The following is an 11,973-nucleotide window of genomic DNA, read 5'->3' as shown; positions in this document are numbered from 1 at the left end:
CACTTCATGCTGGCGGTAGCAAGTTTAACGCCGGGGGCACGGCATGCCCCCGGCGATGCAAGGTTATGAGCCGATGATCCCGCCGTCCGCTTTGACGATGACCACCGTTGAGGAACGCGGGCGTCCGTTCGGGTTCGCGTCTGGCCAGTTGGAAACAGCGCGAGGGTTAGCAGGGTCGGTGATATCATCCCCGCCCTCCCCCGGATGCTGAATGTTGATGAACAGCGTCCGGTTATCCGGCGTAAACGCAATCCCGGTAATTTCACACCCGCGCGGTCCGGTCAGGAAACGGCGGTACTCGTTGGTGCCCGGAATGGTGGCCACCATCTGGTTATTGCCCATCCCCTCGTAGGCTTTCTTATTGATGGTGCTGGAAGAGACGTCGGTCTGGATCCACAGCACGCCCTGATGATCGAACGACAGGCCATCGGGGCTGCCGAAGGCCGCCCCCTGCATGGAACCTTTAGCCTTCGGATCGTCGCTGTCGGTCCGCCCGCCCATCACCAGAATATCCCACTTAAAGCGAGCGGCAGCAGGATCGGCCCCCTCTTCGTGCCAGTGCATAATATGACCAAACACGTTATTAGCGCGCGGGTTGGCGGCATCAACCGGTGCCTTACCCTCCTTCCCGCGATCGCTGTTGTTGGTGAGCGTACAGTAGACGCTGCCGCTGGCGTGCGGGTCGACCGCTATCCACTCGGGGCGATCCATCTTCGTTGCCCCCACCGCATCTGCCGCCAGGCGGGTTTTAATCAGCAGATCGCCCTGGTTTTCAAACCCGTTGCTCTTATCCAGACCCTTTTGCCCGAAGATCAGCGGCAGCCAGTCGCCGCTCCCGTCTTCGTTGAAGCGGGCAACGTACAGCGTGCCGGACGTCAGCAGCTGCATATTGGCTTCACGGTTAGCGGGATCGTATTTTTTGTCCGAGACAAACTTATAGATGTACTCGAACTTCTGGTCGTCCCCCATATAGACCACCACGCGGTTATCGGCGGCAAGCGTGACGGCCGCCCCCTCATGCTTGAAGCGGCCCAGGGCGGTGTGCTTGCGCGGCGTGGAGGTCGGGTTGTAGGGATCGATCTCCACGACCCAGCCGAAGCGGTTAGGTTCGTTAGGGGTTTTATCAACGCTGAACCGCTCGTCCACCTCGTTCCAGCGGTAGGATTCATCGCTGTCGCTGATCCCGTAGCGTTTTTCCAGCGGGTTGAGATCGCTTTTTTTGACAAAAATATCCGACCAGTTTTCCTCGCAGGTGAGATAGGTGCCCCACGGCGTGTGGCCGTTGGCGCAGTTCTGCATGGTGCCCAGCACGCGCTCCCCCTGCGGGTCGGCGGCGGTTTTCATTAAGTCCTGATGCCGCGCCGGGCCGGTAAGCTGCATCGGCGTATTGACGGTAATGCGGCGGGCATACGAAGACGGGCGAACCACCTGCCAGTCGCTGCCCGATTTTTTCACTTCCACCACCGACACGCCCATCGCGTTCTGCCCCTTGCGGGCCTTGTCGAGGTTCCAGTTCGCCGTACCGTCGGTAAACAGCATCCCGTTGTCGATGTATTCATGGTTCATTGCCAGCAGGCCATGCTCCGGGTTTTGCTCCCCCTGCGGCAGGCTAAACCACGCCATGCCGTCATGATGCATGCCCGCCTGCGCAGCCTGTTCGTCCGCGGTGTTGCTGGCATCCGGCTTAAAGGCCGGCATGTTGTTTTTGATCCCCGTCGGGTCACCCCAGCGATAGAACGGGCGGGCGATATAGCCTTCCGGCACCCTCACCGTATCTTCCGTGGAGACGTCGATGCTGGTAAAGCCCAGGGAAACCGCTTTTGCCAGTGCAGAAGGCTTTGATACCGCGGCAATCGCATTTTCGGGTTTGATCAGAAAGGGGAATGAAACGGCAGCGCCCGCCACGGCGCCCATCTGGAGAAAACGACGGCGGGAGAGGAACACCTCTGCAACCTCGGAGAATACCGGGTTCGCGCTGCGGTTAGCGATGTCGTCGCGATGTTCTTTTTTAAAAACGGATTTGAGGGGTCTGCCCATAGCGGCTTCCTGTCATTGGCCAAGAGGTAAGGAGTCGGCGACCAGTCTAAGAAGCTTTTATTACAATTTTATAACACAACGGCGGAGGTGTGGGGCGTCCCTGCCCCGGATAACGAGGTGGAACGCTTAGAACTCGTAGCCAACCGAGACCTTAAAGGTACGCGGCTCGCCCTGCGTGATGTAGGTGCCGGCATCGTCCACGCTGGCCCAGTAGTTTTCATTGGTCACGTTGTCGATGCCCGCGCGCACCGTCATCTGGTTTGCATTGTGGTTCACCGCGAAGCGATAGCGCATCCCCAGATCCAGCGTGGTGTAGCTGTCGATCTTTTTGGTGTTGGCAAGATCGGCGTACTGCGCGCCAGAGTGGTTGACGCGGGCGGTCGCCGTCAGGCCATCAATCGGCTTGATGTCATACTCTGCCCCCAGCACGGCGTAGAAGTTCGGGACACCAATGGCATCGTTGCCCTGATTTACGCCGTTTTTGGTTTTGGTCAGCTCCGCCTGCAGCCAGGTGGCGCTGGCGTTGAGGCGCATCCCGAGCATCGGCTCGCCGAAGACGTTTAGCTCCACGCCGCGGTTACGCTGCTCGGCATCCAGGCCATAGTGATTGTTGCTGTCGAGGATCGCCGACGGCATCTTGATCTCAAACAGCGCAAGCGATCCGCCCACGCGGCCAAAGTCCGCCTTCACGCCCACTTCGTTCTGCTTAGAGTGAACGATACCGGTGCTCTGGCCGTAGTTGGTCGCGGTATTAGGTGCGGTTTTGCCCGGCTGCAGCGCTTCGGTGTGGTTGGCGTAAAGGGAAATTTCTTCCCACGGTTTGTAAACCACGCCGTAGGTTGGCATCCAGCGGCTGCCGTCGAAACCGTCCGCGTCGTTCTCTGCGCCAGTAATTTTGTTATACCCGCGAACGACCACTTTCTGATGGCGCGCGCCAGCGGTGAACAGCAGTTTGTCGTCCAGCACGCCCAGGGTATCGCTCAACAGCCAGCCCTGGGTGCGGGTGCGCCCGCTGGTCAGCGGATCGCTGTATTTGCCGCCGGAGCCGTTGAAGTTAGTGCTGTCCGGCATATCGACGCCGGTGTTGTGGTAGATGTTGGTGGTCGGGTTATCCTTCGCCGCCGACATTTTCCACGCGATTTTTTCGTTTTTAGTCATCGCGGAGTACCCGACGTTCACCTTGTGTGAGACGAAGCCGGTAGTGAAGTTACCGCGAATGCCCGCCATGCCGCTGACGGAATCGCTGATGCGGTTGGTATCCAGACGGCTGACCGTCGCCTTGCCGCTCTTGTCCACCAGCTTCGGCGCGCTGTAGATCCCTTCTTCATGCGCGTGCTGCGCGCCAAGCCCGGTATAGGCCGTCCAGTTATCGGTAATGTCGTACTCGCTGCGCCACATCCCGAACTCGTTTTCGATATCGCTGTAGGCCCACTTCTGCGAGAAGTTACGATCGTTTTTCGGCGGCTCGGGCACGAAATCCACCGCCGAAATATTGACGCTGGTCGGGCTGCCGTGGAAGGTTTTCTTCTGATAACCCAGATCCAGCGAGGTGCGGAAACGGTCGCCTTTGTAATCCAGACCGGTGGAGAGCAGCGTGGTGCGGCGGCGGTCGTTCGGTATGCCGGTTTCCCCTTCGCGGTGGACCAGGTTCACCCGCGCGCCAAACTGGTCGCTGTCGCCGTAGCGACGGCCCGCATCCAGCGTGGTGCCAATCTGGGAGTCCGAGGTGTAGTCGACGCCCACTTTCGCCTGCGGGAGTTCGCCCGCGTGTTTTGGCTCAAGGTTGATCATCCCGCCCACGCCCGAGCTCGCCGCGCCGTTCATCAGGGCGTTTGCCCCTTTGAAGATCTCAATGCGCTCAACCATCTGCGTATCCACCACCTGACGCGGCAGCACGCCGGACAGACCGCCAAAGGTCATGTCGTCACCGTCGAACTTCAGGCCACGGATGCGGTAGGTCTCCGCGCTGTTGCCGTACCCCTGAACGAACTGTACGCCCGCGTCGTTGGCGATCACATCAGCAATGGTTTTCGCCTGCTGATCTTCCACCAGCTTCGAGGTGTAGCTGATGATGTTGAACGGCACGTCCATGGCGTTCTGCTGACCGAGCATCCCCATACGCCCACCGTTCGCCACCCGTCCGTCAAGGAAGGCCGGTACCAGCTGGTCGCCACCGGGTTTGAAATCGTTGACCGGTGCAGAGTGCACAACGAGGGTATCTTCTTTTTGATCGTCCGCCGCGAAGGCGGAATGCGTTACCGCGCCAACGGCGAGCGCCAGCAGCGTTTTGTGTATTCTGGTGTTGTTCATCGTTAACTCATTTGAAAGTGCGCGCAAAAATAGCCCGTTGTCAGGCCTTAGAATGTATTGATAGCAATGCAAATGAGAACTATACGCATTATCCGTGCGTTAGCAAGCGTAACCGCGAACAACAGGAAGAGGTGGGGAGACAGGATGAGGAACAACCACCCCAAAATGGGGTGGCTGCAGTAACGTTATTTTTTCTTGTAGATATTAGCCGTACCGTGAATTTTATTGTTGGTGTTACCTGAGGTGAGCACCAGAACATCCGCGCCTTGCTTATCGGCTTTCTCAATCAGTTCTTTTTTTGCATCATCAACCGATACTTCATTTGAGGTGCTTACCGTACCGATTTTTTGATACTGAGACTCGACTTTCTTGAACTCATTTTTAGTCAGCAGTTGGGCAGCAAAAGCATTGGTCGTAAACAGTAACGCCGTTCCCAACAAAATAGCAGTCGTCTTTTTCATAACCTTTTTCCTTGAGATTAGGCAGCAACTACGAAAAACCTCACGCATGATGGTGAGGTTTTATGAGCATGGTAGAGAATCTCAGGAAATGCCATATATTCTGGAAAATTCTTTTATAACAACCCATTGCATGAAATTATTAATGAATATTAAGAATAGTCGAATACACGCGCGGTGCCAGCAATATCAATGCGAACCGCCGTGCCCGGGTTCCATCCAGGCTGGCTGACGGTCTTGAGGGTGACGGGCTGCGGCTGTCCGGTAAGCCCAAGGGTGAGCGTCGACAGGTGACCGGTAAAATCCACATCAAGAATGGAGATCGGGCTTTCATGTGAGGCGCATGCCGTCACGCTCAGCTGCTCCGGGCGCAGCATCACTCTGCCCTGCCCTGTCGCCAGCGGGTTGTCTGTGGGCACCTTACCCAGCGCGCAGAGGGCGTAGCCCGCGGTGAGCTGCGCAGGCAGGATCAGCGCATCACCAAGAAACAGCGCCGTCTCTTCGTCAACGGGACGGGTATAAACCTCATAAGGCGTCCCGACCTGCGTGAAACGTCCGGAACGCATGACGGCAACCTGCGTGGCAAAAGACAATGCTTCGTTCTGGTCGTGGGTGACCAGAATCGAGGCCACGCCCGCTTCGGCCAGCAGATCGGCCGTTGCCTTACGCGTCATCGCGCGCAGGCCGGTATCCAGCGCCGAGAACGGCTCATCCAGCAGCATCAGTGAAGGACGCTGGGCCAGCGCACGAGCAAGCGCCACGCGCTGCTGCTGTCCGCCGGAAATCTCGTGGGGCCAGTGCGTGGCGAGCTGCCTGTCCAGCGAGACCATCTCCATCAGCGCCTCAACGCGCTGGCGCTTCTCGTGGCGGGTCCCGTCCAGCCCCCAGGCAATGTTATCTGCCACGTTGAGGTGGGGGAACAGTGCGCCCTCCTGCGGCACAAAGCCGATCCCGCGCTGGTGGGCAGGGACAAAACGGTTTTCATCAAACAGCGTCCTCCCCTGCATGACAATACGTCCAGTGTCGGGCGTCTCAAACCCGGCAAGAATACGCAGCAGCGTGGTTTTCCCTGACCCCGACGGCCCGACAATGGCCGTTCTGCTCCCCGGCGCAACGCTCAGGTTTAAGCTGTCGAGCACCTGCACATCAGCAAACGATTTAGAAATGGCGGTTAATTCAAGCATGTCATAGCCCTGCAATTTTCTTCGACTGCATATAGAGAATGGCGGTCAGCGGGAGGGAAATCAGGATCATCAGCATCGCGTAAGGCGCGGCGGCGACATAGTCAATTTCGCTGGTCAGCGCCCAGAATCCGGTAGAGAGCGTGCGCGTGCCCAGGGGAGAGAGTAACAGCGTGGCAGTCAACTCGTTGCTGACGCCGAGGAACACCAGCGCGGCCCCCGCCGCCGCCCCCGGCGCGGCCAGCCGCATCGTGACGCTCCAGAGCGCCTTCGCGGGCGTGCTGCCAAGGCTGCGCGCCACGTTTTCCAGCTCAACCGGCGCCTGCGCAATTCCCGCCCGCAGGTTGATGAGCGCACGGGGCATAAACATCAGCAGATAGGCAAGGAACAGGGTAATTTCCGTCTGGTATATGGGACGTGCGTAATGAATGGTGACGGTGACCAGCGCCAGCGCCGTGACAATGCCCGGCAGCGAACTGGTGATATAGATGCACCCTTCCAGCATCCGGAAGATACGGTGCGGGTAGCGGATACCGAGCCACGCAATGGGGATCACGCACGTCGTCGTCAGCAGCGCGCCGCCCACGCCGAGCATCAGCGTCTGGCGCAGCGAGTGCCAGAGATCGGCGCTCATCCAGTTTTCCACCCCACCGAGCCAAATCCAGCGACACAGAACAGCTAACGGCACGCCCAGCGCCAGGACGATCAGCGCCATGAAAAACAGCTGCCCCAGCGCGGCAGCCGCAGGCTTCAGCGGCCAGCGTTTCTGCTCGCGCGCAGCCCCGGCGCCAATGCGCGCGTAGCGTGCTTTTCCACGCGTCACGCCTTCCAGCACCAGGATAGCGAGGCAGCACAAAGCCAGCACGCCCGCCAGCATGTTTGCTGCCGGGCCGCTGAAGGTAGACTGAAACTGGTCATAAATGGCCGTGGTGAAGGTATCAAAGCGGATCATCACGTACAGACCATATTCCGCCAGCAGGTGCAGCGCCACCAGCAGCGCGCCGCCGCAGATAGCCAGCTTGAGCTGGGGTAGCACCACGCGGAAAAAGACCTTCCACGGCGGGGTGCCGAGCGACGCGGCGACATCTTCGAGCGTCGGGTCAAGGCGGCGAAGCACCGCCGCAACCGGCATGTAGATAAAGGGATAGTAGGCAAGCACGGAGAGAAACACGCCCGCGGAGAGCCCGTGCATCGACGGAACCACGCTCACCCAGGCATAGCTTTGCACAAACGCGGGAATGGCCAGCGGGGCGACCGCCAGCGCGGACCAAATGCCCCGTCCGGCAAGCTGCGTGCGCTCTGTGAGCCAGGCAATCGCCACGCCCGTCACGATACACAGCGGAACCGCCAGGGCCGTCAGCCACAGCGTGTTGCTGAGCAGCTCAGCCACACGCGGGCGAAACACCAGCGCCTTAATGGTTTCCCAGCCCGTCTCAATGCCAATGGCAATGATAAAACCCAAAGGCAGAAGCGCCAGTAATGAAAACAAGACAGCTAACGCAACCATCGGCAGTGCAGGACGCCTGCGGGCAGGCTCCTGCACTCTGTTTTTTCCGATGTCGAGACTTAGACCAGACATAAGACCTTCACTTCACTCTCAGGATCACAGCAGGCCGGCTTGCGTCATCAGCTCGATAACTTTTCTACTGTTGAGCGTTGAAGGTTCAACTTTCGGTGCATCAAGATCTTTCAGCGGGACCAGTTTCGGGTTTGAGGCCGCGTTCACGCCCACGGCGTATTCAAAGGCGTTGTTGGTACGCAGGCTTTCCTGACCTTCTTTGCCGGTAATGTATTTGATGAAGGCCTGCGCCTGCGCTTTGTGCTTGCTGGACGCCAGCACGCCACCGCCGGAGAGGCTCACAAACGCGCCCGGGTCCTGGTGCTTAAAGTAGTAGAGCTGGGTGTTTTTGCTGTTTTCACCGGTTTTGGACTGATCGACAAAGCGGTAGTAGTGGTAAATCACCCCGCCATCAATCTGACCCGCATTGACCGCTTTCATCACCGTGCTGTTGCCTTTATAGGCCACGAAGTTGGCTTTCATCGCCTTGAGCCATTCCAGGGTGGCCTTCTCGCCCTTCAGGGCCAGCATCGCGCTCACGATAGCCTGGAAATCCGCGCCTGACGGTGATGCCGCCCAGCGGCCTTTCCACTCGGGTTTCGCCAGATCCATCAGCGATTTAGGCAGCTGCTGTTCGCTCAGTTTCGCCGGGTTATAGACGAACACCGTGCTGCGGGCAGCAATGCCGATCCAGCGGCCATGCGCCGGACGATACTCTGCCGGTACCTGCTTCAGGGTGTCGGCATCCAGCGGTGCGAACAGGTTGGCGTTATCCACCAGCACCATGGACGGCGAGTTTTCCGTCAGGAATACGTCTGCCGGCGATGCGCTGCCTTCCTGCACCAGCTGGTTACCCAGCTCGCTGTCATCACCATTACGCAAAGTGACTTTAATCCCGGTTTCTTTGGTAAAACCGTCAACCCACGACTTCACCAGGTTTTCATGCTGCGCGTTATAAATAACGATACCTTCGTTGTTATCGGCGGCAACCGACTGTGTGGAAAGGAAAAGGGATGAGGACAACAAGGCAAGCGAGAAGCAGGACAGCAGGCGAGAATTCATGAACATATCCTTAATAGACCAACGGGAGTAACCACTCATAGCTTTGTGGGACAGGATTAAAACATACAACAACGCTAATGATAATTAGTATCAATCCAGTTTACGCGTAAAAGTGTAAAATTTCTTTTTAGCCGATTTTGTAATGATAAAAATCCAAATTTTAATGCGAGATAATTTCTAGATTAAGAAAACCTTAAGCCTGCCAACAACGAATTTCATTAGCCTTCTATTCATTATGGCGCGAAGGTAAATCTGTTATTCGCGCGCCCGGCAGATATAAAAAAGCCCCGATAGTGCGGGGGCTTTTTATGCTTATCCGGAGGTAGCTAAATTTATTTGGCTACTCATTTAAAAAGCCTCACATAGCCGCATGAGGGGCATACACAGGATAGGTGAAGAACAATAAATGCACGCAGTTCAGCCCAAAATGGAATAACGTTGCAACCCAGAGCCTGCCGCTCCACATCCACGCCAGGCCGTAAATAATGCCGGAGAGGCTGGCAAAAATAATCAGCAGTAAACCGCCGCTATAATGCATCAGCCCAAAGAGGACTGAGGCCATCAACAACGCGACAACAGGATGAACGATCCGGGACAAGCGCTGCTGCAGGTAGCCTCTGAACAGGGCTTCCTCGGCCAAAGAGACGAAGAAAATATTCGCAAGGGCAAATTGCGCGAACCATTCTGGCGCATGTGGCTCAATTCTCAGCCCGCCCAACGCCACAGCCAGAAGTAACAGCGCGGGTACCGCAAGTACCAATATTACCCAACCGAGCTTGCCAATTTTATAGAGGGGTTTTGCTACGAATAGCGTTGGCATGCACGTAATTAAAAAGAACGGTACCACCGCCTTGTCCATATTAAAGTACATACTGAACGGTATGCTTTGCGGACCAACGACGACAGCATCCAGCACTTTGGGATTATGGAAGCCCGGGAGCACATGCATAACCAGGGCAACGGCGATGACCACGCACAGGCCTTCAATCAGATAAGTGTATTTATCATCCTTATTACGTAGCCATTCAACAACAGACCAGCCAATAACGATTGACGCAATAACCAGCAGCGCCGGGGCGTCAAGAATGCTCTGTTTCCAGCCGAGAAATGCCGTTAATCCCAGCAGCAGGTAAGCCAGGCTTTTATTAAGGGAAAGTGCGGCAAGCGAAATTGCGAGTAGATACCACATAAATGTCCTTCATGACCGATAAATTTTAGGGTCGATGTCCCAAATATGTCCCACAACGGAAATCAGGAGGATGTGAGTGAGGCGTAACTCTATGAAATGAAATGGCACGCCCTGTAGGATTCGAACCTACGACCTACGGCTTAGAAGGCCGTTGCTCTATCCAACTGAGCTAAGGGCGCACTGAGAAGCGTGTACTTCGCGGCGGTGAAACGCGAAGAATTATACGGTCAATGGCAGGTGAGTCAATGCCTTTTCCGTTTTCAGGGCCAATTACCGCTAGCCGATTGTAAATACGGCTATTTTCTCAACATTCCTCCCTGTTTTACCGTAAAATTTAGCGCTGCGAAAAGGCTTAGTTGCATTTAAGTAACGCCTGCTGTTTTCCTGAACGTCAGCTCGTCACACTAGAGCCAGGTATCCCGGCCGCCTGGAGGCTGACAGACAACAGGACAATGGAGTGACAGCGCAAAACCTGATCGATACGCCCCCCCGGTTACAGTACCTCTCTCAGGACATCGTCGGCATTAAGCTTGAGCCTATCGTCGCCCTCGCCTCTTTGCGTCAGGTTGGCGTCGAGGTCCTTAGCGTCCTGGCCGATACGCGGCACAGTGAGGATTTTTTTTGCGATCGGTCCGCTGGCTGGTCGCTAACGCTGCTTGAGGCGCAGCTTGCTGCGTTAAAAAATACGCCGCACGGTCATAACCTTTTTATTAATCTGCCGATAACCGTCCTGACAGAGCCTGCGTCCTTCCAGCGGCTCATCAGACTCCCCTGCGTGCCGCTCAATATTGAGCTTGTCGACCTTGCGGCTTTTTTGGCGCTGTCCGTCGCGCAGAAGCAGCGCGTGGTTCAGAATCTGCAGCAGCTGAGCAGACAGGGGCACGCTATCTGGCTGGATGACATTGATGATGTCTTAGTGCAGTCGTTTTTATCCTGTCGACTTCCGTTAAGCGGCATCAAAATAGATAAGGAAGCATTCTGGCGTTTACGCGACACCCCTGCGCTGAGGCAACTGGTTTCCCTTTGCTTTCAGCTTGCCGGGAAAGTGCTTATCGAAGGTATTGAGACTGAACGCGATCGTACCTGGGCACTGCAGGCAGGCGCAGACTTCGGCCAGGGATATTACTGGCCGTCCTGGACATGGCCGGAGGATTAAAACGCCATTTCCAGGAGGGAGACCATGCGAATGACAGTGCGCCGTTACCGGCGGCGGCGTACAGGAAGTGATGCACTGGGATTTACGCGCTCACCTTTTGCTCCCCCCTTTTTCGACCGGCTCGAATTTTTGAGCCAGTCCATCAGCCAGCCCCGCAAAACAGACGCCCCTTTTATTCTCCTGGTGACGGAGGATCATTTCCTGCGCACCGGTTTTCTCAACGGGCAGTTTCCCCTGAGCAGCTGCTGCGATTACGCCACGCTGGACGACGCCCTTGTCGCACAGACGCAATGGCCCTCCGCCCGTCTGGTCGTGGATATTGAAAGCCGGTCAACGGGGCTTCTGGAGAAACTGGATCAGTTGAGAAGGCATAGCCTGTTTCCTCCGTTCCTGACGCCCTGGCTGTTAGTCCGGGCCGATAATTACGACACCCGCCTTTTCTGCAAAGCGGCAGGTCCCTTTCATGTGCTTGAGCGCCAGCTGAACGCCGCGGCACTCCAGCACAGCCTGCTGGATGCCCGCCCGCCACAGGGCTCCGACAAAGACTGGTTCAACCGCAATGAATGGCCGATCCTGCAGGAACTTTCCCGGGGCAAGACGTTACGTCAGATTGCCCTTATGCAGAATCGTCCCTATAGCCGCATTATCTATCGTCTTAGCTGCATCCTGGTGAAGCTGGGACTGAGTCATCGACAGGAATTGTTGCATCTTCTTAATAACCTCTCAGACTGCACGTTTTCACTGACGTCCTAACCCCTTATTTCCTAAAGCGCTTTAAGAATTTACTTACCATTCGTGTTTCAAAAATGTTAATTTTTAACAATAAAGTCGAAATTATAACTATTCCTAATTTATGGGCGAGAACCTTGTGAAATGCCACAAATTGAACGAACGGCAGCACTTTCCTCCATCCGTTAAGTGAATGCAGACAGCGTTAACAAGATGATAATGATGTAAAAACAAGCAGCTTAGCGACTGCGCCCTGGAGGGAAAAGCGAAGCAGATAGCATGTTCTCCTGTGC

Annotated in this window: 9 protein-coding genes and 1 tRNA gene; 2 read left to right on the top strand and 8 right to left on the bottom strand. The window is 56.3% G+C overall.

What is annotated here, in order from left to right; genetic code table 11:
* Window positions 1-63: 63 nt before the first annotated feature.
* From FHC52_RS05055 to FHC52_RS05020, 8 genes are all read right to left on the bottom strand, one after another.
* The gene (locus tag FHC52_RS05055) at window positions 64-2,037 is read right to left on the bottom strand and encodes a PhoX family phosphatase (RefSeq protein WP_128299248.1); all 1,974 of its coding nucleotides are present in this window, start codon (window positions 2,035-2,037) and stop codon (window positions 64-66) included.
* 126 nt (window positions 2,038-2,163) lie between these two features.
* The gene (locus tag FHC52_RS05050) at window positions 2,164-4,347 is read right to left on the bottom strand and encodes a TonB-dependent siderophore receptor (RefSeq protein WP_126288586.1); all 2,184 of its coding nucleotides are present in this window, start codon (window positions 4,345-4,347) and stop codon (window positions 2,164-2,166) included.
* Window positions 4,348-4,532: 185 nt separating this feature from the next.
* On the bottom strand, window positions 4,533-4,808 hold the full coding sequence (gene yahO, locus FHC52_RS05045; protein ID WP_021241596.1) for a DUF1471 family periplasmic protein YahO: 276 nt from the start codon (window positions 4,806-4,808) through the stop codon (window positions 4,533-4,535).
* 149 nt (window positions 4,809-4,957) lie between these two features.
* Window positions 4,958-5,989: an ABC transporter ATP-binding protein gene (locus FHC52_RS05040; RefSeq protein ID WP_023343527.1), complete on the bottom strand. Its 1,032-nt coding sequence runs from the start codon at window positions 5,987-5,989 to the stop codon at window positions 4,958-4,960.
* Between the two features lies 1 nt (window position 5,990).
* Window positions 5,991-7,565: an iron ABC transporter permease gene (locus tag FHC52_RS05035; protein ID WP_063436268.1), complete on the bottom strand. Its 1,575-nt coding sequence runs from the start codon at window positions 7,563-7,565 to the stop codon at window positions 5,991-5,993.
* A gap of 24 nt (window positions 7,566-7,589) precedes the next feature.
* Window positions 7,590-8,606 (bottom strand): iron ABC transporter substrate-binding protein, encoded by a 1,017-nt coding sequence (locus tag FHC52_RS05030; RefSeq protein WP_126288588.1) that lies wholly within the window; start codon window positions 8,604-8,606, stop codon window positions 7,590-7,592.
* A 358-nt stretch (window positions 8,607-8,964) separates the two neighbouring features.
* Entirely contained in the window at window positions 8,965-9,795 is an 831-nt protein-coding gene (locus tag FHC52_RS05025) for a CPBP family intramembrane glutamic endopeptidase (RefSeq protein WP_032656056.1), read from the bottom strand.
* 102 nt (window positions 9,796-9,897) lie between these two features.
* A tRNA-Arg gene (locus FHC52_RS05020) sits at window positions 9,898-9,974 on the bottom strand.
* A 278-nt stretch (window positions 9,975-10,252) separates the two neighbouring features.
* Between FHC52_RS05020 and FHC52_RS05015 the strand changes: the two genes are divergently transcribed.
* Window positions 10,253-10,951 carry an EAL domain-containing protein gene (locus FHC52_RS05015; protein WP_008499341.1) on the top strand — a complete coding sequence of 233 codons (699 nt, stop codon included), beginning with the start codon at window positions 10,253-10,255 and terminating at the stop codon, window positions 10,949-10,951.
* A 24-nt stretch (window positions 10,952-10,975) separates the two neighbouring features.
* Window positions 10,976-11,704, top strand: coding sequence for a response regulator transcription factor (locus FHC52_RS05010; RefSeq protein ID WP_008499340.1), 729 nt, complete (start codon window positions 10,976-10,978; stop codon window positions 11,702-11,704).
* Window positions 11,705-11,973: the final 269 nt, after the last annotated feature.

Source organism: Enterobacter sp. EC_64, assembly GCF_019584165.1.
Lineage (GTDB): Bacteria > Pseudomonadota > Gammaproteobacteria > Enterobacterales > Enterobacteriaceae > Enterobacter > Enterobacter roggenkampii.
This window is presented reverse-complemented; position numbering and strand designations above follow the sequence as displayed.

Excerpts from the sequence above, each read along its gene's own strand:
- yahO (WP_021241596.1), bottom strand. The coding sequence starts at position 4,808 with ATGAAAAAGACGACTGCTATTTTGTTGGGAACGGCGTTACTGTTTACG.
- FHC52_RS05055 (WP_128299248.1), bottom strand. The coding sequence starts at position 2,037 with ATGGGCAGACCCCTCAAATCCGTTTTTAAAAAAGAACATCGCGACGAC.
- FHC52_RS05040 (WP_023343527.1), bottom strand. The coding sequence starts at position 5,989 with ATGCTTGAATTAACCGCCATTTCTAAATCGTTTGCTGATGTGCAGGTG.
- FHC52_RS05010 (WP_008499340.1), top strand. The coding sequence starts at position 10,976 with ATGCGAATGACAGTGCGCCGTTACCGGCGGCGGCGTACAGGAAGTGAT.
- FHC52_RS05050 (WP_126288586.1), bottom strand. The coding sequence starts at position 4,347 with ATGAACAACACCAGAATACACAAAACGCTGCTGGCGCTCGCCGTTGGC.
- FHC52_RS05035 (WP_063436268.1), bottom strand. The coding sequence starts at position 7,565 with ATGTCTGGTCTAAGTCTCGACATCGGAAAAAACAGAGTGCAGGAGCCT.
- FHC52_RS05025 (WP_032656056.1), bottom strand. The coding sequence starts at position 9,795 with ATGTGGTATCTACTCGCAATTTCGCTTGCCGCACTTTCCCTTAATAAA.
- FHC52_RS05030 (WP_126288588.1), bottom strand. The coding sequence starts at position 8,606 with ATGAATTCTCGCCTGCTGTCCTGCTTCTCGCTTGCCTTGTTGTCCTCA.